Origin of the sequence: Microbacterium aurum (genome assembly GCF_016907815.1) — a bacterium.
In the GTDB taxonomy this organism is placed as follows: domain Bacteria; phylum Actinomycetota; class Actinomycetes; order Actinomycetales; family Microbacteriaceae; genus Microbacterium; species Microbacterium aurum.
Genome location: NZ_JAFBCQ010000001.1, coordinates 1,718,504 through 1,741,969, shown reverse-complemented (window position 1 = coordinate 1,741,969; position 23,466 = coordinate 1,718,504). Strand labels below are relative to the sequence as shown.

Genomic DNA, 23,466 nt, shown 5'->3' with positions numbered 1-23,466 from the left:
GGCGCCCCCTACATGAGCTTCGTCGACTCGAGCGCCTCGGCGAGGCCGCGGTTGAAGGAGATGAGCGGGCGGCGCAGCACCAGCCCCAGCAGCAGCGCGGGGAGGATGAACGACGCGAGCAGGCCCAGTGACACCCAGTAGTCGGCACCGTACGTCCCCGCGATCGCGGCGCGCATCGCATTGATGGCATGCGTGGCGGGAAGGAACGGGCTGACGCTCTGGAACCACTGCGGCAGCAGTTGCAGCGGGTACGCTCCGCCGGAGCCGGAGATCTGGATGACCAGCAGCAGCACGGAGAGGGCCTTACCCGCGTTTCCGAAAGCGACGACGGCGGTGTAGATGATCAGCGTGAACACCAGCGACGCCACCCACCCGGCGAGGATGAACAGGAACGGGTGCACGGGATCGATCTGCACGAACAGGCTCAGGCCGACGGTCACCAGCGTGCTCTGCGCAAGGCCGAGGAGGGCGAAGATCCCGTAGCGGCCGAGATACTTCTGCGTGGGGCTGAGTTCGGCGGACGTGTCGAGCGTGCGCCGGTTCACGTCGACGCGGATCGCGACCGTCATCAGCAGGGCACCGACCCACAGCGAGAGCACCGTGTAGAGGGGCGCCATGCCCGCTCCGAAGCTGACCACCGGATACACCGGCGTCCGGTCGACCCGCACGGGTTCGGCGAGGGCCGCCGCGAGCACGCTCGGGTCGGCGCCGATGAGGGCGCTGAGCTCGTCGAAGTCGCCCGTGTCGGCGGCCTTCACGAGCGCCCCCTGCACGCGATCGAACGTGTCGGCGGCCTCGCCGAGCGAGGTGGCGATCTGCGACGTCACGCCCTGCGCGCGCGTGAGCGCGGTGCTCACGCCGCCGGATGCCCCGGCGAGCCCGGCGAGATCCGACTTGACGGTGGCCATGTCGTCGCCGATGGTCTCGAGGGTCGCCGCCAGCTGGTCCAGTTGCGGCTTGAGCTGCGAGTCGTAGGTGTCCTGTGCCGCGGCCAGTGCCGCCTGGGCGTCGTCGATGGCGTCGAGGATCTGCTGACGCGACGCCTGGGCGGCGGCGCCTCCGGAGGCGATGTCGTCGGCGGCCTGGGTGAGCAGGTCATGCACGTTCTGCTGGCGGGCGATGGCGTCGTCGAGGATGTCGATGACGGCTGCGAGGTCCTGCTGCGCCGACGCGGGGAGGCTGGGGCCGATCTCCGTCTCGAGGGTGTCGCGCAGGGCGGTGTATCGGTCGATCTGCTGCTGGACCGCGGTGGCGAGCGTCTCGATGACCTGCACCTGCGCGCCCGTGAGGCCGTCGACCTGGGTGAACAGCTCGTCGATGGCGTCGGCGACCGCGTCGTAGGCGTCGTTCGTCGAGCCGATCGCGTCCGAGAGCGCCTTCGAGGCCGCGCTGAGTTCTGACTTCAGGCTGTCGATCGCCGCGCTGCCGTCGCCCACGGCGCCGGCAGCGTCGTTCAGCGCGCTGCCGGATGCCGTGATCAGATTGGAGGCACTGTCGGCCAGCGGGATGCTCGAGCCGATCAGCGCGGTGAACATGTCGGCAGTGTGCGCGCCGGCACGGAGCTGCGTCGCCAGGGCTCCCACCCGGGCCTCCATGCGGGCGAGGGTGGCCTGCGTCTCGCCGTCGGCGAGGTAGTCGCTCAGCGACGACAAGAGACTGAGCGCGATGTCGCTGAGCGTCCGGGTGAACGTCTCGCTGATCTGCGCGGACAGGCCTTCGGCGCCCTGCCCGGTGATCTTCGGCGCCAGCGCGTTCTTCTTCTCGTTGGTGTAGTAGGCGATGTGCGTGCGCTGCGCCCCATCGGCGTAGAAGGTCAGCATGTCGGCGCTGAACGAGGGCGGTAGGACGATCGCGGCGTAGTAGGCACCCGAGCGCGTGCCGTCGATCGCGTCCTCCTCGGTGGTGATGACCCAGTCGAGCTCGTCGTTCGCGCGCAGCGCCGACAGGACCTGCTCCCCCACGTCGATCCGGATCGGCACGAGGTCGCTCTGGTACCCGTCGTCGGTGCTCGCGACCGCCACCTTCAGGTTCTTGACGTTCGAGAAGGGGTCCCAGCTGGCGATGACGTTGAACCAGGTGAACAGCGAGGGGATCACGACCAGTCCGAACAGGACGATGATGGCCATGACGTGGGATGTCGCGTGCCGCAGGTCGCGGCGGACGAGGCGGAGGATGTCTCTCATTCTCTGTCGCTCCCCGCTGCGCCGGCCTGATCGCCCGGGTCGGTCTGATCACCCAAGCCGGTCTGATCGTCGGTGTCCGCGCCGGACGCCGAGGGGGTGGAAGGCTCGGCCTCGTCGGCCGGTCCGGCGTCCAGCAGCGACGTGATCGCATCCACACCGTCGTCCTCGACCGGCTCGGCGCCATCCAGCTGCTGAGCGTCGGCGGTCGGCGTGTCTGGCGTCGGCGTGGACGGCGCGTCCGCGCCCACCGCGCTCGTGCGGTTGCCCGCCCCGCGTGGTCCGTCCTCCAGCGCCTGGCGGAGCTCGGCGTCCCCCATGCCCACGAGCTCCTGCGCGGACTCGAAGCTCTGCTTGACATACTCGAGGATGACGAGCACGGCGATGAGCAGCAGGCACCACACCACCCAGATGCCGAGCATCGTCGCCTTGCCGCCCGGGACCAGCCACGCGATCACGCCGAGCACAGCGAGCCCGGCGACTCCGGTGAGAACGGTCGCCTTCAGCAGCGACCCGTAGCGGCGACGAAACGAACCGGCGCGCCGTCGCAGGTCGTGACCGTACTCCTGTCGGTCCGACAGCGCGTGCAGGATGTGCGTCAGGCGGTAGCCGCCCCCGGTGATCTGCACGTCCTCCGCGATCAGCAGATCGGTGGCGGCGATCTCGCGGTTGAACACCCGGTTCAGGTTCGCCAAGCGGCGCCGCAGCACGAGCCCGAGCAGGAACGCGAGCGCGACGAAGACGGCCAGGGTGCCGATGAAGCGCCAGTAGTGGGCGCCGTAGAACCCGGCGATGGTCTCGCGCATCGCGTCGATGCCGTACGTGAAAGGCAGCACGGGGTATATCGCGCGGAAGAATCCGGGCATCATCTCGATCGGGTACAGCCCCGACGCCCCCGGGATCTGCATGATCACGAGCAGGATGCACAGCCCGCGGCCGACATGCCCGAACGACACGCAGAGCGCGTAGATGATGCTGACGTAGGCGAGCGCGATCAGCACGCCAGTGCCGACGTAGGCGACGGCGCTGACCGTCTGGATGCCGATGACGAGGTTGCCGATGCAGACGATCAGCGCCTGCGCGACGGCGAGCATCGCGAACAGCAGGAACCGGCCCACGTACGCCTGGCGCACCGTGATCCCCGCCACCCCTTCGGCGTCCACCTCGGTCTTGAAGATCACCATGAGCACGAACGCGCCGATCCAGAGCGAGAGATTGGTGAACAGCGCCGCCATCGCCGAGCCGTAGGACGCCACCGGGAACAGCACGTTCTCATCGACCTGCACGGGCTCGGCGATGAACTGCGCGATCTGCTCCGGGGCCAGCCCCGTCAGTGTACTCAGCCCCGACCAGGCAGAGGCCGCGCTCAGGGCGACCAGGTCGGTGCGCGCCACCCCGAGTCCGTCCTGGATGCTCGCGAGGTCGCCGTCGAGACTCGTCAGCGCGTTCGAGGTCGAGGCCAGCTGTGTATCGAGACCCGCGAGCAGCAGGTCGGCCTGGGTGAGCTGCCCTCGCTGCGCCTGCACTGCGGCCGAGAACGATCCGGCCGCCGCCGAGAGGGCAGACATCGCACGATTGAGCCCGGGTACGGAGGTGGAAAGGACGTCGCGCAGATTGGTCGCCGCCGCCTGCGCCTGTGTCAGCGCGGAGTCGACGGCGTCGACGGATGCTTGGATCGCGGCGATCGTGTCCGCCACACCACTGTTGAGCGCTTTCAGATCTGCCAGCAGCTTCTGATCGGTCTGGTTGCGCTGCTCGAGCGCGGAGATCACCTCGGTGAGCCGCTGCGCGGTCTCCGCGTCGACACCCGCGCCGTCCACGATCTCCTGGAGCTTCGCGATCGCGGCCGCATTCGCCTCGACCACGGCGGAGACCTCGTCGATCGCGGTATCCACGCCGGTGCCGGCTTGTTGCAGCGCCCGGTTCAGGTCGGTCATCGAGACGCGGACGGACGCCGAGGCATTCGCCAGCGCCGTCACCCCGTCCACGTACGCGGACGTCGCGGCATCCGTGAAGACGAGGATCTCCTGCTGCGCCTCGTCGATGATCGTCTGGGCCTGCGCGATCGCGGTCTGCACGTCCTGCAGGGTCTGGTCGGCGTCGTCGAGCGTCGCCCGTGCCGACGACAGCGTGTCGCGCGAATCCGCCAGCCCGCTGTTCAGATCGGCGATGTCCTGGCGCGCGGCCCCGATCGTCTCCGCCGCCTCGTCCAGCGCGCTCAATGCGTCACCGCGCGCCGTGAGCAACCCCTGCTCCGCGGAGTTTCCGGCGTTCTTGAGCGCCTGGGTCGCCGCTTCCGCGACCTGTTCCGTGAAGGCCTGGGTGATCTGCCGATCTAGGGTCGAGGCTCCCACATCGGTGATCTTCGGAGCGATCGCGCTGGACTTCTCGTTGACGTAGTAGATGAGGGCGGGCTGTGTGAATTCGCCGGACGTGATGCTGAGCAGGTCGCTGCTGAAGTCGGCGGGGATGACGATCGCGGCGTACACGGCACCCGAGGCGACTGCATCGTGGGCCGCGGCCTCACTCATGAACTGCCAGCCGAGTTGGTCGTTGTTCTCCAGCTGCTCGACCACCTGTGCGCCGACGTCGACGGAGCCGGTGAGATCGGAGGTCGCTCCCTCGTCGAGGTTGACCACCGCGACGCCGATGTTCGAGGTGTTCGAATACGGATCCCAGAACGCGTTGATGTTGAACCATGCGTACAAGGCCGGGGTGACGAGCACACCGACGACGATCACCCACGTCTTGCGGGCGCGCGCCAGGCGACCGATGTCTCGCGTGAAGACGCGCCAACTCATATGCACGCTGCAGACCTTAGCATCTTTTTGCACACCATTGTGCAACTTATCCGCCCATCCCCTCCCACGCGTCGAGCGAGCGCAGCGAGTCGAAACGACTCAACCCTTGGTGCGCTCCGCGCTCAACGACCGGAAGCGGAGGACGACACCTCCAGCAGCCGGCGCGCCAGGGTCTCCTCGACGACGAGCTCGGTGATGAGGCTGGCCGCGAGCGCACCGCGCAGCGCACCGAGCTTCGACGGACTCGACACGGCGCAGAGGCGGCGCGGGATGCGCCGGATCACGTCGAATCCAGGGCCACTGGATCGCTCGTTGATCTGGATGCCGTCGGTGGACCCGTCGATCCGGTAGAACACCGTCGCGCAGTCGCCCGCCACCCCATCACGCACCAGTGTCCGCAGATCCTCACCGCTCAGGTAGTCACCTGCGTACACATGCGAGGGAACGTCCGCCTGCGGCGATCCGAGCCCGAACACGAACACCTGCACATGCGCTTGCGCGTCCAGCACCCGGCGGATCGAACGCTCGCGCCACAGGAGCTGCTTCGTGTGCGGGTCATCGAACAGCGCCGGCACGGGAAACTGCTGCACGTCGGCGCCGAACGCCTGACTGAAGCGCTCCAGGATCGCGCCGGAGTAGGAGATGCCGGAGGTCGATTCGTTCGCCGCGCCGTTCATCTGCACGACCTCGGAGTTGTACACGCGTTTCGTCGGCAGGTGCCGGGCGATCGCCGACACCGTCACACCCCAGGCCACACCGATGCTCGCGTTCAGGTCCAGCGACGACGACAGCAGGTGCGCCGCCGCTCGCGCGGTTCGCCCCAGCCTCTCCGCGTCCGTGGAACGAGCGGGCGAGCTGACGACATGCACCGAGATGCCATATCGCTCAGCGAGTCGCCGCGCGACCACGCTGCCCGCTTCCTGCGGCGAGTGCACGGTGATCTCCACGAGTCCGGTGTCCCGTGCATGAGCGAGCAGCCGTGACACCGAGGAGCGCGAGACCGCCATCTCGTCGGCGATCTGATCCATGCTCCGCTCCTGCACGTAGTAGAGCTGGGCGGCGTGAAGTGCGTGGCTCGCACGCGCCTCGGAGTCTGTCGTCATGGACGTTCCTCTCGCACGATCGTGCAGGAACTCGACCCCACTGCACATTCGTTCTGATTAATTGCGCATACATTCACGCCTTCTCCACTGTAGAGGAGGCCCCGCCGCAACGGCGGCCGTGAAAAAGGATTGAGATGACTGAGTCGACGACGACCACCCGGCCGAACATCACTGCACTCCGCGAGCGTCCCCGTGCGGAAGTGCTCATCATCGGCGGCGGCATCAACGGCATCGCGACCTTCCGCGACCTCGCCCTGCAGGGCGTCGATGTCGCGCTCGTCGAGCGCGGCGACTACGTGTCGGGCGCCTCGTCGGCATCCAGTCACATGGTGCACGGCGGCGTGCGCTACCTCGAGAACGGCGAGTTCCGGCTCGTGCGCGAATCGGTCACGGAGCGCAACCGTCTCGTGCGCAACGCGCCGCACTTCGTGCGCCCGCTGCCGACCACCATCCCGATCCACAAGACGTTCTCCGGCATCCTCACCGCGCCCTTCCGTCTGCTCGTCTCGCACGGGCGCGGCAAGCCGCGCGAGCGCGGGGCGCTGCTCATCAAGACCGGCCTCATCATCTACGACACGTTCTCGCGCGACGGCGGCGCGGTGCCCCGGCACCGCTTCCACGGCCGCAAGAAGTCGCACGAGCTCTTCCCCGACCTCGACGGCCGGTTCGCCTACACCGCGACCTACTACGACGCGTCGATGCACGACCCCGAGCGCCTCGCCCTCGACGTGCTGCGCGACGGCCTGCGCGAAGAGTCGGCGCGTGCCGCGAACTACGCGCCGGTCGTGGGCTCCGACGGCTCGTCCGTCATCATCCGCGACGAGCTGACGGGTGAGCAGTTCCCGTTCACGGCGAAGGTCGTCGTCAACACGAGCGGCCCCTGGACCGACATCACCAACGCCGCGCTCGGCGAGCCGACCCGATTCATGGGCGGCACGAAGGGCTCGCACATCGTCCTCGAGAACGCCGAGCTGCTCGACGCGACGCGGGGCAACGAGATCTTCTTCGAGGCATCCGACGGGCGCATCGTGCTGATCTACCCGCTCAAGGGCCGCGTCATGGTCGGAACCACCGACATCGACGCCGACCCGTCGAAGCCGACCGTGTGCACCGACGACGAGATCGACTACTTCTTCGACCTCATCGCGCAGGTGTTCCCGCACATCTCGGTCTCGCGCGAGCAGATCGTCTACACGTTCTCCGGCATCCGCCCGCTGCCCCGTCACGACGACGTCGCCCCCGGGTTCGTCTCGCGCGACTACCGCATCGAGCGCGCGTCGCTCGACGACGTGCCCGTGCTGAGCCTCGTGGGCGGCAAGTGGACGACGTTCCGGGCGCTGTCCGAGCACATCTCCACCGACGTGATGCAGCTCCTGGGCCGTCCCCGCACGGTCTCGACGACGGATCTCGCGATCGGCGGCGGCGCCGGCTACCCGCGCACCGACGCCGACCGGCGCCGGTGGGTCGAGGCGCACCGGGGTGCGCACGCGGCCGAGTTCGCCGATCGCATGCTCGAGCGTTACGGCACCTACGCGGCCGAGCTGCTGTCGAGCCTGCCCGTCACGCAGCACCCCCTCGCGCACGCGCCCGGCTACTCGCAGGAGGAGATCGCCCTGCTCGCCGCGCGCGAAGAGGTCGTCTCGCTCATCGACCTGCTGCTGCGGCGCACCTCGATCGCCTTCGTCGGCGGGGTCACGGGCGACACGCTCGTCGAGGTCGCGAACGCCGCGGCACCCGCTCTCGGGTGGGATGCCGACGAGACGGATGCCCAGGTCGCCGCCGCCACCGAGACGCTGCGCGACGCGCACCGCATCGACGTCAGCACGGCGTCGCTCGCCCCGCAGCACGCCTGACCCGCCACCGACCACCCAAACCCCGGCGTGCCTGACGCCGGCAACCCACCCTCAGGCGACCATCCCGCGCGCGGCGGCGTCGCCCGCGCACCTGCAGAAAGGTCAATGTCGACATGCAAGACATCAATCTCGGACTGTACTTCCTGTCCGAACTCGTGGGGACGGCCATGCTCGTCCTCCTCGGCTGCGGCGTCGTCGCCAACGTCATCCTCGGCAAGACGAAGGGCTTCGGCGGCGGCACCCTCATGATCAACTGGGGCTGGGGCCTCGCGGTGTTCGCGGGTGTGCTCGTCTCGGCCTACTCGGGCGCGCAGCTGAACCCGGCGGTGTCGCTCGGCCTCCTCATCGCCGGCAAGATCACCGGCGCGCAGTTCCTCGTCGCCGTCGCCGGACAGATGGTCGGCGCGTTCATCGGCGCCGTCGTCTGCTGGGTCGCGTACAAGCAGCACTTCGACGACGAGCCCGACCCCGGCAACAAGCTGGGTGTGTTCTCGACCGGCCCCGCGATCCGTTCCTACGGCTGGAACCTCGTCACCGAGATCATCGCGACCTTCGTGCTCGTCTTCGTGATCTTCGCCTTCGCCGACTACGGCGACGTGCAGGTCGGCGTCCCCGGCGGGCTCGGCCCGCTCACGGCGCTTCCGGTCGCCCTGCTCGTGGTCGGCATCGGCGCCTCGCTCGGTGGCCCCACCGGGTATGCGATCAACCCGGCGCGTGACCTCGGCCCGCGCATCGCGCACGCCGTGCTCCCCATCAAGGGCAAGGGCTCGAGCGACTGGTCGTACTCCTGGGTGCCGGTCGTCGGTCCGCTCATCGGTGGCGCGCTCGCCGCGCTCGCGGCGCCCGTCCTGCTGCACCTCGTCCAGACCGTCAGCTGACCCGGGCGCAGGCCCCGCCACCAGGCATCCTCACCACCGGTATCCACCCGAAAGACCCGAAAGACAAGGAAGTCATCATGGCCGACTACATCATCGCCCTCGACCAGGGCACCACCTCCAGCCGAGCGATCATCTTCGACAAGAAGGGGTCGATCATCTCGGTCGGGCAGAAAGAGCACGAGCAGATCATGCCGCGCGCCGGCTGGGTCGAGCACGACCCCATCGAGATCCGCGACAACATGCGCGAAGTCATCGGTATCGCGCTCGGTCGTGCGAACCTCACCCGCCACGACATCGCCGCGATCGGCATCACCAACCAGCGCGAGACCGCGGTGGTGTGGGACAAGAACACCGGCATCCCGGTGTACAACGCGATCGTCTGGCAGGACACCCGCACGCAGTCGATCGTCGACCGGCTCGCGGGTGACGAGGGCGTCGAGAAGTACAAGGACATCGTCGGGCTGCCGCTCGCGACGTACTTCTCGGGCACGAAGATCGTCTGGATCCTCGAGAACGTCGAGGGGGCCCGCGAGAAGGCCGAGGCCGGGGACCTCATCTTCGGCACGACGGACTCGTGGGTGCTCTGGAACCTGACCGGCGGCCCCGACGGCGGCGTGCACGCGACCGACGTCACCAACGCGTCGCGGACGCTCTTCATGGACCTGGAGACGCTCGAGTGGCGCGACGACATCCTCGCCGACTTCGGGGTGCCGCGCTCGATGATGCCCGAGATCCGCTCCTCCAGCGAGGTCTACGGCGAGGCGCGCGACACGTCCCTGCTGCGCGAGACCCCCGTCGCCGGCATCCTCGGCGACCAGCAGGCGGCCACGTTCGGCCAGGCCGCCTTCGACGCCGGCGAGAGCAAGAACACGTACGGCACGGGCAACTTCCTGATCTTCCAGACGGGGACGGAGATCGTGAAGTCCGAGAACGGCCTGCTGACCACCGTCGGCTACAAGCTCGGCGACGAGCCGGCGCACTACGCGCTCGAGGGGTCGATCGCGGTGACCGGCTCGCTCATCCAGTGGCTGCGCGACCAGCTCGGGATCATCTCATCCGCGCCCGAGGTCGAGGAGCTGGCCGCGAAGGTCGAGGACAACGGCGGCGTGTACTTCGTGCCGGCGTTCTCCGGACTGTTCGCGCCGTACTGGCGCCCCGACGCGCGCGGCGCGATCGTCGGGCTCACCCGCTATGCGAACCGCAACCACATCGCACGCGCGGCCCTGGAGGCCACCGCCTTCCAGACGCGCGAGGTACTGGATGCCGTCAACGCCGATTCCGGCGTCGACCTGACGGAGCTGAAGGTCGACGGCGGCATGATCGCCAACGACACGCTGATGCAGTTCCAGGCGGACGTCCTGGGCGTTCCCGTCGTCCGCCCGGTCGTCGCCGAGACGACGGCGCTCGGCGCCGCGTATGCGGCGGGCTTGGCCGTGGGCTTCTGGAACAGCCTGGACGAGCTCCGCGCGAACTGGCAGGAAGACCGACGGTGGACGCCGAACGACGACGTCGCCGAGCGCGATCGTCAGCTGCGCCTGTGGAAGAAGGCCGTCCGGAAGTCCATGGACTGGGTCGACGACGACGTGCGCTGAGTCAGTTTCGAGGCGCCGTGGCGGGGCATCCCCGATCGGATGCCGCGTTACGGCGCCTCACCCGGCTTCGACGTCGCTCCGCCGCTGACGCTGACTCCGGAGAAGACGGATCTCTTGCTCGAGTCGGTCCCACCCGGCGAACGCCGCCTCCATGCGCGCGTCGCTCCAGGCGACGGAGGGGTCGGGCTCGAGATACGAGAGCATGAGCGCGACGAGCGCGTAGGCCTCGACTTGCCAATCGGCATCGAGTTGCGATCCGAAGGCGCGACAACGGAAGGTGGATGCCTCCTGTGCAGCGCCCGGCCGGGCGATCATGCCCGCCAGCAGCGCACTGCTCTCGGTCGTCTGGAAGGTCCTCAGCCCGCGGACCGAACGCTGGAGCGTGGGAGCGGTCGTCGCGGCGATCGTGCTCGGCGTCGCGGCGATCGCCGTTCTCGTCACCGGCGCGCAGGTGCTCGTGCAGGCCCTCGAAGCGGTGGCCGCCGGGCACCCGGGGTGGAGCGGGCACTGATGCGCGCCGTCGTGGTGGTCGAATCGTACTTCGGCAACGCGAGCCAGGTGGCCGAGACGATCGCGACCACGCTTCGCGAACGGGGAGCGAGCGTCGAGGTCCACGACGCGGCCTCCGCTCCCCCACGGCTCGAAGCCGACCTCATCCTCATCTGCGCTCCCACCCACAACCTCTCCCTGCCCTCCGCATCGTCGCGAGCCCAGGCGGTCCAGCGCGGGGCGCCGCAGCCCGCGGAACCCGGCGTGCAGGAGTGGCTCGACGAGGTCACCGCGCTCACGGGGCGCGTCGTGGCGATCGGGACGACCGCCGGGAGCCGCTTCACCGGCTCTGCTGCGAAGGCCATCGTGAAGCGGGTGGCACGGAAGGGCATACGCGCTGAGCGCGGCCCGGAGTTCGTCGTGAACGCCACGGCGGGGCCGCTGCGCACCGGTGAGATCGAACGAGCCCGAGACTGGGCGCTCAGCGTTGTCGCCGGCAGCTCCGGACAGAAGTGACACCCTGCCTCGGGGTGGCTGAACCAGCCCGGGCACCACGTTCACTTGGCAGTAGGTGCGGCATTGAGGCTCGGGAGACAACATCTTCTGCCATGCCAACGACGTGATCTCGATCAGCGGGGTGGACAAGGGCAGCTCACGCGTCCCGGTCAGACCCGGGCAGCGAGAAGGTGAACGAGGTCGGCCCGCCGTCGCGCACCACGCCGACGTCGACGTCGTACGCCGCAGAAAGCACGGTGGGCGACAGCGTCTGCGGCGCCGGCCCCGAGGCGAGCACCCTGCCCTCGCGGAGAACAATCACGTGGCCGGCGTAGGCCGCCGCCAGATTGAGGTCGTGGAGCGCCGCGACGATCGTCAGTCCTTGCCCGGCGAGCTCAGCGAGCAGGGCGAGACTCTGCAGCTGCGCGCGGACATCGAGGTGGTTGGTCGGCTCATCCAGCAGCAGCAGCGACGGCCCCTGCGCGAGCGCGCGCGCGAGCATCACGAGCTGACGCTCTCCCCCGGAGAGCTCGGACAGCCTCCGGTGCGCGAGGTGGGCGGCCCGCACCCGGTCGAGGCACGCGGCCGCGATCTCGCGATCGGCCGGGCCAGGAGCGGCGAACCGGGGCATCCTCGCGAAGCGCCCCAGCGCGACGACATCATCGACCCGGAGGGCGAGGTCCGTCTCGGGGCTCTGATCGACGAACGCCACGTGCCGGGCGAGGCCGCGCCTGTCCAGGTGGTGGAGGTCGTGGTCATCGAGGCGGACGCGTCCTCTCGCGGGTTTCTCGAGCCGCGCGATCAGGTGCAGGAGCGTCGACTTGCCGGCACCGTTAGGCCCGACGAGCGCCGTGACCGACCCGGAGGGCGCGGTGCAGTCGACGTCATCGATGATCAGCCGGCCCCCGCGCACGAACGCGAGCCGGTCCACCCGAAGGATGCCGCTCATGACGATGCCCGCGGCGACCGGAGCAGGAGGAGGGCGAACGCGGGCGCGCCCACCAGCGCCGTCACGATGCCCACCGGAAGCTCACGCGGCTCAAACGCCGTCCGGCCCACGGCATCCGCCAGCACCAGCAGCAGCGCACCGCCCAGCGCGGAGACGGGGAGCAGCATCCGGTGCCGGTGGCCGACCACCATTCGCGCCGCGTGCGGCACGAGCAGACCGATGAACCCGATGCAGCCGCTCATGGACACGAGGGCGCCGGTCAGGAGGGCGCTGCCGACGAGCAGCGCGACGCGGGCCCTGCCGACGTCGACGCCGAGCGACATCGCGGTGCGGTCGCCGAACGCGAAGGCATCCAGCACCGTCGCCGACATCGCCAGCGGCAGTCCCACCATCACGAAAGCGGCCCCGACGACGGCGACGCCGAGCCACGTGGAGCCCGCGAGCGACCCCATCAGCCAGCCGAGGATCTCGCGGTAGCTGTCGCCGGTGGCGCTCCAGAAGATCACGGTGCTGGTGCCAGCGGACAGCGCCGCCGACGCCGCGACTCCCGCCAGCACGGTGCGGCTCGGCGTGGGTGGCGCCGACGCGCTCGCGAGCAGGAGGGTGAAGGCCAGCGCGAGGATGGCGCCGACGAACGCCGCGAGGGGCAGCACGATGCTCGCCCCCGCGACGATCACGAGGACCGCGCCGAGCGAGGCGCCAGAGGAGAGGCCGAGCAGGTACGGGTCGGCGAGCGGATTGCGGGTCGTGGCCTGCAGCACCGCCCCGCACAGCGCCAGCCCCGCACCGACGAAGGCTGCCGAAGCGCAAGGGGGCGAGGATCGCGATAGGGCACCGGATCATGCCACACTGACATACCGATCCCAACGTGCAGGCGGTGACCCGATGAACGCAGTAGATCGCGCCCATGTGCGCGACTTCCACCAGGAAGATCTGGAGGGGATCATCCGACTGTGGGAGGACGCGCACTCGACTGGTGACACCCCCGCCTACTCGATGGCAGAGGTCATCGCCTCCTGCTCCCAGGACTACGCGGTGGTCGCGATCCGCGACGACCAGGTGGTCGGGGCGGCCGTCGGCCGGGCTGCGCACGCGCAGGGATGGGTGGTGTTCTTCCGACTGTCCGACGAACCGGAGCGCGTCGGCGTGGAACTGCTGGACGAGCTGGAACGCAAGATGTCGCCGCTGGGATTGGCGAAGCTTTCGATCCTGGTCTCGAGCGATGGTCCGCGCCTGGACCTGCTGGTGCGAAACGGGTTCGAACCCCGGCGTTCCCTCCGCTATCTCGAGCGGATCCTGCCGGTCCAGGGACGTGAGCTGGACCTCCTGAAGGAGCTCGGCGGACGCGTCATGCCGCGCAACCTGTGGGACACGGTGGCGGGAATGCATGACGAGAAGCGCCTTCTCGAAGAACGGCTCGTCACACCTCTCGCGCAGCCCGGTCTCGCGGAGCGATTCGGGGTTGTTCCACCTCGCGCTGTCATGCTCTTCGGCCCGCCCGGCACCGGCAAGACGACGTTCGCGAAGGCGGTGGCGTCACGACTGGACTGGCCCTTCGTCGAGGTGTCTCCGGCGCGACTGGCCGACTCAGCAGCCGGGCTCGCGGGGGCGCTCCGTCAGACATTCGACAGCATCGGCCAATTGGAGCACGCCGTCGTCTTCATCGATGAGGTGGAGGAGATCGCGGCGACGCGCCGGGGGGATCCGCCGTCGGCGACCCAGGGAGTCACCAACGAACTGCTGAAGCTCGTCGCCGAGTTCCGTGACCGCGAGGGGCGGCTGCTGGTCTGCGCGACAAACTTCGTGCGATCACTGGATGCCGCGTTCTTGCGCCATGGCCGATTTGATTACGTGGTTCCCATCGGCCTTCCCGATCCTGCGGCTCGTTCAGCCATCTGGCAGAGGTACATCCCCCCGCACGTCGTCGGCGACGTCGATCTCGAGACCCTCGTCAGGTCCAGCGAGGGACTGACTCCCGCTGACATCGAGTACGCCGCCCGGCGGGCCTCGCAAGACGCGTTGGCACGTGCACTCGAGCGCGGTGATACGGCGGAGGATGACTCAAGGCTTCCGGGAACGAAGCAATACTTGCGCGCTCTGAATGCCACCAGAGCAACGGTGTCGGAGGACGATGCTCGAGAGTTCCTGGAGGACATTGCAACGATCGCGCGGCTTTAGCCGCATTCACCTCGAATAGGCGAGAGTCAACGTGAGCGGATGCTCTCTCGGGCCAGCGTCGAGACCACGTACGACGTGCTGCGACGCAGCAACCTAGATCGGCAAAGGGTGATGCAGCTGAGCGGCAGTCATGTCGTCGGCTTCAGCGACGCTGCCGACAAATGCTGCCAACCCGGAGCCCCCCGCATCGCGTTGCACCCGTGAGGAAAGTGAGCGGCTTGTCGTCGTCGGTGCGTGCTGTATAGCTTCCGCCGTCCGGGGCGGGGTAGCGGGCTTGCCAGCGGCCGGATGGGAGCTTTCACAGGCTTCCCCACCCTTCTCGCCGCGCCGGCGCCGTCGCCTTCATCTCAGCCGCCATCATGCCCTCCCAGGGTCAGAAGCGGACTGCAAAGGACATGCGTGCCACGCCGTGCCAGTACCGGAAGAGGCGCGGGGCGAACACCTCTTGATCAGGGATTTGTCGCTAATCGCACGTCTCGCGGTGGCACGATGTGGCACGGGCCTCGCCGGCGACCTCAACCGGATTCCGGCTGCTGAGCGACCCCGCTCTCCCGAGCAAGGTGCACTCGTGCCCCCCTCGTGCCACGCCGAACGGCCATTCCTGTTCATTGCTGTCCTCCTCTGTCCATTGAGAGAAGGCACGAGAGAGGCCCGAATCCGCAGAATTCCGCGGATCCGGGCCTCTCACCGGCCGTTTCGGGCCGGAGTCAGAATCGGGATGTGCGTCGGCTAACAACGTGGCGCAGGAATGTCGTAGTTGGCGCAGGAGAACACTGAAGTCTCGCGGCGAGTTTCTTCCGGCTCTGCGTCGTAGAAGTTGGCGCAGTCCTGGAGCCCTGTAAACACGCAGAATCGGCGGGAGTCTCGCCCCGACGGCAGTTCACCCCTCAGGCCATCGATCCCGTCGGCTTGTTGTCGCTACGAGCATCCACCAACACGATCCATTCCGTCTCGGCCACGTCGAGATCCTTCAGAATCTTCTCCACCTTCGTCTTCTCAGCTTCCGTGTAGAAGACGATGAGCTTCACAGCGAACTTGGTCTCGTTCGCCTTCTTGTAAACCTCGACCTGATTCTCTAGGTTCCGCCTCAAGCTGGTGTTGCTCGCCAGCTTGACCTCTATTAATGCCGAGTCCGTCGCTCCGGCACTTAGCTTGAAGTCGACTGGGCCCTGGCCGTTGTTCACCTCGCGGTTTACGTCGAACTCGCTCGCCTGCAGGGCAAGGAAGATGAGGCGCTGGACCTCCGCCTCACTCGCATGACCCTTTGCACTGTTGAGGCTCTTCCAGCCTTCCTTGTTCTCAACCCAACGTTTGAAGACCGCGCAGCGGAACTTGGCTTCATCGAAGCTAGTCATGCTCGGCCGGCCCGCCAGCTCCGGTTCGGCGAGGAAGCCACGCAACACATCCGAGAAGTGCTCGACGAATACTGCGCGAAGTCGAGCAAGTTCCTCAGTACTAACCGCTACTGCACCCTCGGCTGAGTCCTCCTTCAGCTTGATGTAGATGTCAATGAGCTCCGGAAGGGATTGCAGGGTGTGAGCGCGCGCGGCATCGACGTCGGACTTCTTGACGGAGTCTCCGAGCGCGCCGTAAAAGTAGCGATTCATCTTGTCCCGCAAGACGTCGTCGTCGACCGCCGCCGCGATCTCGGGATAGCGAGCGACCATGTCGCTGTAGTTGATCCAAGTGTCCTCGTGGACGAGCATGTCCGTTGGCGTGAGCAGGACGTAGTCGTCTTCGAACATCGGGAGACGATGGATCTCATCGACCCATGTCTGCGTGACGGGGCTGAAGCGGATCCGCTTCACCATGACGTCGGCGCAGCGGTCGTCGCTGATGTGATCGCGCGCGAACGTCTCGGTGTATTCGACTAGGAAGTCTTTGATGAGGTTCGTCGTGAAGTCGCTGATCTTGTCGAGACCTACCCGTCTCTGAATCAGAGACACCTTCTCCAAGTGGCTGCTGGCCGTGCTAGTGCTCTCCCCCTCGTTCGCGACAACCCGTCCGACGGAGAGGCGAAGCGCACGAGCGAAGTCGGTACCGAGGCCCTGACCGCGGTTGCCAAGCTCGCAGTAGCCGAACCAGTTCTGGCGGACCTCCTGGAACCGGAAGAGATCTCGGATCGTCGCGTCGCTGAGTTCTTCACCGGACAGCGACTTGAGGTAGCGAAGGTAGGTCAGGATGCCTTCGTGAAGCTCCTGATACGCGGGCTTTGCGCTGTTGAATAGGAGGAAGGGATCGACGAACAAGGGCACGTCAGCCAAAAGGTTGAGGTCGAACGCCCCGTAAGCATCCAGCTCTTCTCGATGCACGCCGAAGTATGCGCTGAAGAAGATGGAGGGTTCGTCCTCTGAACTCATAGTCCAGATGTTGGCAGAGATGCATGGGTGCCCGGAAGCCGGCTTCGCGCGCGACCGCATGTCGGGGGCGCATGTACTCTGACCGCGTGCTGAATCCGTTCAACTGGCGAAAACGTCGTCGCGACCGCAAGTCCACGCTGGAGTCCTCGGCGGCGGCGACAAGCGCGACGCTGTCTGAAGGAACGGCGGCCAACCCAGATCATGCTTGGAAGGCCCTCAGCCTGGTCAACGAGTGGATCCGTCACGCTGACGCGAAGGCTGGCGTCTCGCTGGCGTTTACCGGCGTCCTCGCGACGATGCTGTTCAACCTTGTCAGGGACTTCAAGTCGAGGACTCCCGCTTTCGACTTCGTCGTGATCCTCGCCTGTGCGCTCATCGTCATCACCGGTGCACTGTGCGCATGGACCCTCACCCCGCGGTGGAAGGACACGGATCGCTCGAAGGACGCGATCAACCGACTGTTCTATGGAAGCATCAGCAAGAACTTCAAGGGCGACCGCCCCCGCTACGTAGATGTCCTACACACGCTCACGGCCAACCCCAATGAACTGACTCGAGACCTCGCAGATCAGGTTCATGCAAATGCAAAGATTGCCTCCTCGAAGATGCGATGGTCGAAGTGGGCCATCCGATCCGCAGTCACGGCCGGCGCGACTGTCGCACTTCTCGCGATTCTCATCGGGGTAGCGAACTCGGCGGCCACCTGATGGATGGCAACTACAAGCCGTACAGCCACGTGACCAGTTCCGACCGAATCAAGTCGATTCTCGACCAGCCGGCGGGATCCTTCGAGGAAACCGACTCGCTGCCGGACCGAGACAAGCTCACCTTCACCAACGGTTTCTACAGCACGTGCTCGGCAATCTTCATCGACGTACGAGACTCGTCGGGACTGACAGCGAAGTACAAGCGCCCGACTCTCGCGAAAATCTACCGCGCCTTCATCTCCGAGATGGTCGCGGTGCTCAACTCCATCCCCAACGTCAGAGAGGTGAGCATCGTAGGAGACTGCGTCTGGGCCGTCTACAACACCCCGTTCGTGTCCGACATCACGCAAGTGTTCGACGTCGCATGTCGCGCCAACACTCTGCTGAGGCTCCTGAATCATCACTACGCCAAGAAGAACATCGGCGCGCTTCAGATCGGCATCGGGGTTGACGACGGGCGCGCGCTGATGATCAAAGCCGGTTTCAGCGGAAGCGGCATCAACGACGTCGTCTACATGGGTGACGTGGTGAACAGCGCGGCTCACCTCGCACACGAGGCGGGACGCGGGCGCAACCCACCGATTTACGTGGGCGGTGTGGTTTACGTGAACCTACCGGCCGATGACCAGAAGTTGCTATCTTCCAAGCACCTATCCGGCCACGGCACCGTATATGTCGGCGAGGTCGTCTCCGCCGACATGAACGACTACGTCGACTCACTTACGTAGCTTTTTGCACTTGGCGCACCCACGCCCCCTGTTTGCACGGGCGTCCCCCGTCGCGGGCCAGACGTGGCCACACGGGCATAGCCAGTGAAGCCGCTTCCCAGTTCCGGCCACGACGCTGTCCGCTCCGATGCTGCCGTTCAGGGTGGGGTGAAGCTCAGCGGCGAGGTCTGGGCGGGTGGTGGCCATGTCGTTGTACCCGGGCCACACCTTCTTGTTGGAGCAGTAGGGACAGCCAGTGCCCTGCCGGACACGATTGTCGCCGGAGACCTCCCAGTCGTGGCCGAGTTTGCACAGCCACCACAGCTTGTGACTCGTCCCTGCAACCAGCGTGTCTGGCGTGTGCGCGCCATTCTTCGTTGGGTGCAGCTGCGCCGCGAGGTCTGGCCGGGTAACACGCATCGAATTGCTCTCGCAAACCGCTCGGTTTGAGCAATAGCGGCAGCCGACTCCCTTGACGCGACTGACGATGGCACCGTCGTACGCGTGGCCCTCCCCGCAGTCGAACCAGGCCTTTTCCATCGAGCCCGCGAAGACGTCGTAGGGCGTGCGATCCCCGTTGAGAGTGTCGTGCCACATCGCCGCGATCTCGGGGTGGGTCGCAGCAAGGCAAGTAGTCGGATGAACAACCTGGTGGGTGCACACGTGGCAGTTCGAGCCGCCGGCACGATACACGGGCGCGGTCCAATAATCGTGCCCGAGTGGGCAGATCCATGCGAGGACTAACTCAGAGCCTGCGACGACGTTGTCCGCGGTTACGCCGTCATTCGCCTCGTCGTTCAGATCGACAGCGAGGTGCGGGTGCGTCGTGCGGAGGCAGTTCGACTCGTCAACCAGGATGTTCGCGCAGTAACCGCAACCGGTCCCCGACGTCGTCCGAGCGTTGGGGCTCGTCTTGAACGTGTGCCCCTCATCGCATAGCCAGAAGTATTCATCGCCGGTCCCAGCGAGAACGTCCTCCGGTTGCACATCGCCGTTCTTCGTCGGGTGCCACGAGGCTTTGAGATGCGGATGCGTTGCGGCGAGTGACGTCTCAGGCGCGACCTTTTTCCGAGCGCAGTAGCCGCAGCCGCCGCTCGACTTTGAGTTCCGAAGCACACGTCCGGTGGACGAGAACTGGTGCCCCTTCGGACAGACGTAATCTGCCTCCCGGTCCAGCCGTTCCGCCTGGATGAAGCGGTCCCCGGGCTGCCTGACCGCCACCAACTGCGTGAGCTGAAGGTGTCGAACCCGCGGGTAGAAGCTGGAGGTTAGTTCAACCGTGTCCTCTGGTGCATCGGATGCGGCAAGCGTCTCACCACGGTGGAGGGCGTGGGCGCGGTGGGGACCGGCGAGGCGGTCGGCGCGAAGAAGGAGGGCGACGGCGTCAACGAGAACGTTGATGTTCGAGCCGCGCACAGCAAAGGCGCATACCGACTCCAGCATCCCACGCCGCGTTTTCGCAGACATCGCTGCGTCTTCCAGCAGCCCCGAACGGACAAGGCCTCTCGTCATCGCGATCGCGGCGCGGAACATCTGCGCATCGTTCATAGGCTCGCTCGATGCCGAGGCCCACGCCTCGACGCATGCGACCACCTCGGAGAGCTTCGTCGCGTCGATGTGACCCGTGCGTCGGAGCTGGCGGTACTCCCGGTCGGCTCGGAGTGTCGCGAGGTCGACCGCGAACTGGTCCTCAGGTCGCGTTCGCGGTCCAACCCACCGCATATGACGGTTGCAGATCCGCGCGCCATCGTGCGGCCGCTGCTCTACGAAGTCGCCGCGGGTACACAGGACGCATGCATACCGCTCAGTGAGATTCCACTCGCAGTCTCCGCAGCGCTGGCCACCAGGATGAGGGTGATCCGCATTGTCGTATCGTTCGAAGTGGTCGCCGCGGAGTTGACTGAACTGCTCGATGACTGCTGCGCGAGAAGGGCTCCCCGACATCCGGACGGCTTCGTTGACCGCCACGTTCCAAGCGCGGTCGGTGTATCCGTTCGCCACGCGTAGGCGACGCTCGTAGCTCGCCAGCGTCTCGTAGCGCGCGGGTCGAACGCGGACTGCGAGCGTGCCCACCGCCTCAAGCAGCACGAGCGGACTTCTTTCGTGCGCCGGCCGCGTTCTCCTCAGCGCGAAGAAGTGCGCGTTCGCTTGTCAGGTCGAGCTTCACCGAATCCAGGTGTTCCCGGGTGATGAACTCCGTCTCGGGGTCACCCGCGGCGATGAGGTCGAGTGCCACCGTGGTTAGGAGGCGGGATAGTGCCCCGATGGACCCTCGGGTTCGGTCCCAAAGGTACGGGCAGTGTGTGAGGAGCGACTTCGGCTCCTGAGCAAGCAGCCCGAGTTGCTTCTCGAAGGAGTAGACCACGCGAGCCCAGAGCCTCTCCTCTTCGGCGGTGCGGTTCCCGAAATGTCCGAGCGACACGAGGGAGGAACGGGATGCGAACTGGGCGCCGAGCCCGGCGTCGGAGTGCAGCTTCTTCTCCAGGTTGAAGCCAACGTAGAGCGGGACCGCGGGGATAGCGTTCATGAGGTTCTTCGTCGCCTGCTGTGTTTCAGAGTGACCGCGACTATTGAAGGCCATGTTCTGCATCTCGTCGATAACGATGAGAGAGGTGCGGCGCCGAACGAGTTGCTCAGTGACAACCTTGGTGCGCTCCTCGACGGTCATGTGAGAGGTGAAGGGCAGGTCGAGGAAGGTCAGGAACCGCCCCATGAGGTTCTTCGCGGTGCAGGACGACGGGGTTTCGACGTATACGACCGGACAGTGGCCGAGATTCTTCCACTCCGGGTTCAGCCGTTGGTGACGCTGGAGGCCTTCAACCATCGCATGGAACGCCGCGGTGGTCTTGCCGGCGGTCGGCGGCCCGGAGAGGACCACGCCAGTGCGGCCGACGGCGCGGTTCGCACGCAGAGCGGCCCGGCGAACTTCGAGGAGAAGCTCATTCATGACCGGCGTCTTGATGTCGATGCTGCCAACGATTCTGTCGAGGCGACGGCCATCAAACGCGGCCCTCTCTTGCTTGCTCAGCGACTGGAACTGGGACAGCGTCATGGCTTCGGGCTGAGGAGTTTCGTGTGCTTCCAGGAGCGGCAGAAGCGTGCTTTCACGGTCGAAGTGACCGATGGGCTCGGAGTCGATTGGAGATGTCATGTCGTCTTTCGATGTCGGGAAGTCAGGCGAAAGGGAGCTCGTCGACGTCCATGAAGTCGGCGATGGCCCTGCTGCGGTCGGGGGTGGGCTCCACGTTGATGAAGCCGCGGTTTTGTCGGGGCTTGCTCGTGCGCTTGGATTTGGGCTTAGACGCTTCCTGGCTCCTGCGCTGTGCGGTGACAGCCTCTGCGCGGAACTGAAGTGCGAGTTCGTGAGCTTCGTCGTTCGAGAAGCGCTTCGTCGAAGTAGCCAGGTTCCGTGCTTCGTGGAGCAACCGACGTTCGTTCGGTCGGTGGAGTCCAGCGTCGTCAGTCCACCCGCAGGTAATCCAGTGGCCGTCTTCGGTGGACCGCACCCATACCTGGGATGGGTCGTTGCGGTCGTAGTGCACATAGTGCTCGATGCCCTTGCCGTCCTTGTCCTTCTGCAGACGCATGGGACCGAGGTGCGGGCTGTCGTACGTGCGGTTCCGAAACGAGATGCCGTCAGTCTGGATGGTGCGCGGCTCGCGAGGCATCAGGGCGATGTAGTCCTCCTCGCCGAGCGGCATCATGAAGTGGCCGGTAAGGGCGATGGACGCGGCGTACATCGTGTTCGGCGAGTGGACAGTCTGCGGGTCGAGCGGGTCGATAAGCCCTTCGTGCTCCCGGTTCTGCCAGACCAGCGCGACCCAACGGTCGAACATCTCGATGACGACTCGAAGTTCCAGGACGTTCTCCTTCTCGGGCTCTTTCCCTCTCTCAGCCACGCTCCCTCCGACGAACCCGTCCAAGTGGCGGGTGAACATCGTTTTGATGGTGGCGAAGTGCCGTTCCACATGAGGCTTGCCTGTTGGTGTGCGCGGTGGCGTCTCTGTCAGGTGGATGCCGTAGCGAGTGCAGGTTGCTTTGACGAGAATGCCTCTGAAGTCCTGGCCGTTGTCGATGAGGATGCGACGCGGGAAAATGTACGGCCGGAAAGTGTCGTAGGCGTGGTCTTCGCTTTCGACGTACCGAGCCCACGGCATCTCGGGCAGCTCGAGCTCGGCGTACTGCGCGCTCCACGGCCGGAGGGCGTGCGGGACGAGCGTTCGCGCGATGAGCCACGCATGGTCGTCCGACGTAGGGGCCCCATTGGTGAAGTGGAATCCGATGATGCTCCGCGTTCGCTTGTCCATCAGGGTCGTCAGATGAGGTCGCAGTACCTGTCCGTCCGGCATTCGCACAAACGCGTCGAACCAGGTCGTGTCCATCTGACATTCATCCCCAGGTGCGCTCACCGCACGCTTTTGGAAAGTGTGCTTCGGCACAAGTGCGGCGGTTGTGCGCAACTGCCCTGGCGTTGTCGGGTTCTGGTCTCCGGAGAGTTGCTTGACGTACCGCTCAACGCTCGATACAGAGGGCAGGGTTGGACGGTCATTCGGGTGGGGGAACTCCTCCTGCAGCTCCAGCTTCAGTTCCGCCCGCAACGCAGAGTACGACGTCTTGGTACGGCCAGCGTGACGGTTCAGCACGCGACGGAGGGCCACGATGACGCTCTCTTCTACGCGCGCGAAAGCCTTCTCCTTTCGACCCGTCGTGCGCTTATCGCCGAGCGCCGCGACCCCGCCCTTTCTGAATCGCTCGAAGCGTCGCTGAAGCGTTCGCATAGCCACTGGCATACGAAGCTTTTCAAGCTCCAATACCTTGCACTCGAGTCGTTGCTTCATCGGGAGGTGAGTGGCGTACTGCGGGCGAGATGTGTCCCCCACGGCAGGGGTTCCATCCAGCAGTTCCTGCAGGTGCGGGATGAGGGCCCGGTCGTCAGCGTTGAGGCTGTCCAGGTCTTCGAGGAGGGAAACAGGCGGCTCCATGAGTTCTTCCATTTCCACCTCCTCACCAGGCACCATCAGCCGGTGCAGCTCGAGAAGGGTGAGCAGAACTATTTCGTCGGTGAACTCGTTACGGAGCCGGAACAAGTTGCCAGCGAGTCCGACGACCTTGTACGTGCCGTCCACGAGTTCGAGCGACTGCCCAAAGACGACTTGCTTGGGAGCATGCATGAA

At 66.3% G+C, this 23,466-nt stretch carries 18 protein-coding genes and 1 pseudogene; 8 read left to right on the top strand and 11 right to left on the bottom strand.

Annotated elements, in window-relative coordinates:
• Positions 1-8: 8 nt before the first annotated feature.
• The 3 genes from JOD60_RS08715 to JOD60_RS08705 form a co-directional block, all read right to left on the bottom strand.
• The gene (locus JOD60_RS08715) at positions 9-2,183 is read right to left on the bottom strand and encodes a YhgE/Pip domain-containing protein (protein ID WP_076690272.1); all 2,175 of its coding nucleotides are present in this window, start codon (positions 2,181-2,183) and stop codon (positions 9-11) included.
• Positions 2,180-4,981 (bottom strand): YhgE/Pip domain-containing protein, encoded by a 2,802-nt coding sequence (locus tag JOD60_RS08710; RefSeq protein ID WP_076690271.1) that lies wholly within the window; start codon positions 4,979-4,981, stop codon positions 2,180-2,182. Before JOD60_RS08710 ends, JOD60_RS08715 begins: the two co-directional genes overlap by 4 nt.
• A gap of 122 nt (positions 4,982-5,103) precedes the next feature.
• A complete protein-coding gene (locus JOD60_RS08705) occupies positions 5,104-6,084 on the bottom strand; it encodes a sugar-binding transcriptional regulator (RefSeq protein WP_076690270.1) in 981 nt (326 codons plus the stop codon).
• Positions 6,085-6,218: 134 nt separating this feature from the next.
• On the opposite strand from JOD60_RS08705, the gene JOD60_RS08700 reads away from it, so the two are divergent.
• From JOD60_RS08700 to glpK, 3 genes are all read left to right on the top strand, one after another.
• Positions 6,219-7,937 (top strand): glycerol-3-phosphate dehydrogenase/oxidase, encoded by a 1,719-nt coding sequence (locus JOD60_RS08700; RefSeq protein WP_076690269.1) that lies wholly within the window; start codon positions 6,219-6,221, stop codon positions 7,935-7,937.
• Positions 7,938-8,050: 113 nt separating this feature from the next.
• A complete protein-coding gene (locus JOD60_RS08695) occupies positions 8,051-8,815 on the top strand; it encodes an MIP/aquaporin family protein (RefSeq protein WP_076690268.1) in 765 nt (254 codons plus the stop codon).
• Between the two features lie 77 nt (positions 8,816-8,892).
• Positions 8,893-10,407 (top strand): glycerol kinase GlpK, encoded by a 1,515-nt coding sequence (glpK, locus tag JOD60_RS08690; protein ID WP_076690267.1) that lies wholly within the window; start codon positions 8,893-8,895, stop codon positions 10,405-10,407.
• 57 nt (positions 10,408-10,464) lie between these two features.
• On the opposite strand, the gene JOD60_RS08685 is transcribed toward glpK, so the two are convergent.
• Complete coding sequence (locus JOD60_RS08685) at positions 10,465-10,722, bottom strand: hypothetical protein (RefSeq protein WP_076690266.1); 258 nt, start codon at positions 10,720-10,722, stop codon at positions 10,465-10,467.
• Between JOD60_RS08685 and JOD60_RS08680 the strand changes: the two genes are divergently transcribed.
• Together JOD60_RS08680 and JOD60_RS08675 are read left to right on the top strand one after the other, a co-directional pair.
• Complete coding sequence (locus JOD60_RS08680; RefSeq protein ID WP_076690265.1) at positions 10,721-10,918, top strand: hypothetical protein; 198 nt, start codon at positions 10,721-10,723, stop codon at positions 10,916-10,918. The genes JOD60_RS08685 and JOD60_RS08680 overlap by 2 nt on opposite strands.
• Positions 10,918-11,412 carry a flavodoxin family protein gene (locus JOD60_RS08675; RefSeq protein ID WP_076692127.1) on the top strand — a complete coding sequence of 165 codons (495 nt, stop codon included), beginning with the start codon at positions 10,918-10,920 and terminating at the stop codon, positions 11,410-11,412. The genes JOD60_RS08680 and JOD60_RS08675 overlap by 1 nt, the downstream gene beginning before the upstream one ends.
• A gap of 136 nt (positions 11,413-11,548) precedes the next feature.
• On the opposite strand, the gene JOD60_RS08670 is transcribed toward JOD60_RS08675, so the two are convergent.
• Together JOD60_RS08670 and JOD60_RS08665 are read right to left on the bottom strand one after the other, a co-directional pair.
• Positions 11,549-12,340 carry an ABC transporter ATP-binding protein gene (locus tag JOD60_RS08670; protein ID WP_076690264.1) on the bottom strand — a complete coding sequence of 264 codons (792 nt, stop codon included), beginning with the start codon at positions 12,338-12,340 and terminating at the stop codon, positions 11,549-11,551.
• On the bottom strand, positions 12,337-13,101 hold the full coding sequence (locus JOD60_RS08665; RefSeq protein ID WP_076690263.1) for an iron chelate uptake ABC transporter family permease subunit: 765 nt from the start codon (positions 13,099-13,101) through the stop codon (positions 12,337-12,339). Before JOD60_RS08665 ends, JOD60_RS08670 begins: the two co-directional genes overlap by 4 nt.
• A 124-nt stretch (positions 13,102-13,225) precedes the next feature.
• Here JOD60_RS08665 and JOD60_RS08660 point away from each other — a divergent pair, with 124 nt between their 5' ends.
• A complete protein-coding gene (locus JOD60_RS08660; protein ID WP_076690262.1) occupies positions 13,226-14,518 on the top strand; it encodes an ATP-binding protein in 1,293 nt (430 codons plus the stop codon).
• 142 nt (positions 14,519-14,660) lie between these two features.
• Here JOD60_RS08660 and JOD60_RS17385 read toward each other — a convergent pair.
• Both JOD60_RS17385 and JOD60_RS08655 read right to left on the bottom strand, forming a co-directional pair.
• Positions 14,661-14,804, bottom strand: a pseudogene (locus JOD60_RS17385) (hypothetical protein); the annotation flags it as partial.
• Between the two features lie 601 nt (positions 14,805-15,405).
• Positions 15,406-16,878 carry a DUF8370 family protein gene (locus JOD60_RS08655; RefSeq protein WP_076692126.1) on the bottom strand — a complete coding sequence of 491 codons (1,473 nt, stop codon included), beginning with the start codon at positions 16,876-16,878 and terminating at the stop codon, positions 15,406-15,408.
• A gap of 86 nt (positions 16,879-16,964) precedes the next feature.
• On the opposite strand from JOD60_RS08655, the gene JOD60_RS08650 reads away from it, so the two are divergent.
• Both JOD60_RS08650 and JOD60_RS08645 read left to right on the top strand, forming a co-directional pair.
• Complete coding sequence (locus JOD60_RS08650; protein ID WP_157127914.1) at positions 16,965-17,585, top strand: Pycsar system effector family protein; 621 nt, start codon at positions 16,965-16,967, stop codon at positions 17,583-17,585.
• Positions 17,585-18,313 (top strand): adenylate/guanylate cyclase domain-containing protein, encoded by a 729-nt coding sequence (locus JOD60_RS08645; protein ID WP_076690260.1) that lies wholly within the window; start codon positions 17,585-17,587, stop codon positions 18,311-18,313. Before JOD60_RS08650 ends, JOD60_RS08645 begins: the two co-directional genes overlap by 1 nt.
• Here JOD60_RS08645 and JOD60_RS08640 read toward each other — a convergent pair.
• From JOD60_RS08640 to JOD60_RS08630, 3 genes are read right to left on the bottom strand one after another with little or no spacing between them, the layout of a single operon-like run.
• Entirely contained in the window at positions 18,302-20,380 is a 2,079-nt protein-coding gene (locus JOD60_RS08640) for a zinc-ribbon domain-containing protein (protein WP_084201952.1), read from the bottom strand. The two genes, JOD60_RS08645 and JOD60_RS08640, sit on opposite strands and share 12 nt — an antisense overlap.
• The gene (locus tag JOD60_RS08635; protein ID WP_076690258.1) at positions 20,370-21,443 is read right to left on the bottom strand and encodes a TniB family NTP-binding protein; all 1,074 of its coding nucleotides are present in this window, start codon (positions 21,441-21,443) and stop codon (positions 20,370-20,372) included. Before JOD60_RS08635 ends, JOD60_RS08640 begins: the two co-directional genes overlap by 11 nt.
• A gap of 22 nt (positions 21,444-21,465) precedes the next feature.
• Positions 21,466-23,463 (bottom strand): TnsB C-terminal domain-containing protein, encoded by a 1,998-nt coding sequence (locus JOD60_RS08630; RefSeq protein WP_084201950.1) that lies wholly within the window; start codon positions 23,461-23,463, stop codon positions 21,466-21,468.
• Positions 23,464-23,466 lie beyond the last annotated feature (3 nt).

Coding starts and splice junctions, on each gene's coding strand:
- JOD60_RS08715 (WP_076690272.1), bottom strand. CDS start 2,183: ATGAGAGACATCCTCCGCCTCGTCCGCCGCGACCTGCGGCACGCGACA.
- JOD60_RS08710 (WP_076690271.1), bottom strand. CDS start 4,981: ATGAGTTGGCGCGTCTTCACGCGAGACATCGGTCGCCTGGCGCGCGCC.
- JOD60_RS08705 (WP_076690270.1), bottom strand. CDS start 6,084: ATGACGACAGACTCCGAGGCGCGTGCGAGCCACGCACTTCACGCCGCC.
- JOD60_RS08700 (WP_076690269.1), top strand. CDS start 6,219: ATGACTGAGTCGACGACGACCACCCGGCCGAACATCACTGCACTCCGC.
- JOD60_RS08695 (WP_076690268.1), top strand. CDS start 8,051: ATGCAAGACATCAATCTCGGACTGTACTTCCTGTCCGAACTCGTGGGG.
- glpK (WP_076690267.1), top strand. CDS start 8,893: ATGGCCGACTACATCATCGCCCTCGACCAGGGCACCACCTCCAGCCGA.
- JOD60_RS08680 (WP_076690265.1), top strand. CDS start 10,721: ATGCCCGCCAGCAGCGCACTGCTCTCGGTCGTCTGGAAGGTCCTCAGC.
- JOD60_RS08685 (WP_076690266.1), bottom strand. CDS start 10,722: ATGATCGCCCGGCCGGGCGCTGCACAGGAGGCATCCACCTTCCGTTGT.
- JOD60_RS08675 (WP_076692127.1), top strand. CDS start 10,918: ATGCGCGCCGTCGTGGTGGTCGAATCGTACTTCGGCAACGCGAGCCAG.
- JOD60_RS08670 (WP_076690264.1), bottom strand. CDS start 12,340: ATGAGCGGCATCCTTCGGGTGGACCGGCTCGCGTTCGTGCGCGGGGGC.
- JOD60_RS08660 (WP_076690262.1), top strand. CDS start 13,226: ATGAACGCAGTAGATCGCGCCCATGTGCGCGACTTCCACCAGGAAGAT.
- JOD60_RS08655 (WP_076692126.1), bottom strand. CDS start 16,878: ATGAGTTCAGAGGACGAACCCTCCATCTTCTTCAGCGCATACTTCGGC.
- JOD60_RS08645 (WP_076690260.1), top strand. CDS start 17,585: ATGGATGGCAACTACAAGCCGTACAGCCACGTGACCAGTTCCGACCGA.
- JOD60_RS08635 (WP_076690258.1), bottom strand. CDS start 21,443: ATGACATCTCCAATCGACTCCGAGCCCATCGGTCACTTCGACCGTGAA.
- JOD60_RS08630 (WP_084201950.1), bottom strand. CDS start 23,463: ATGCATGCTCCCAAGCAAGTCGTCTTTGGGCAGTCGCTCGAACTCGTG.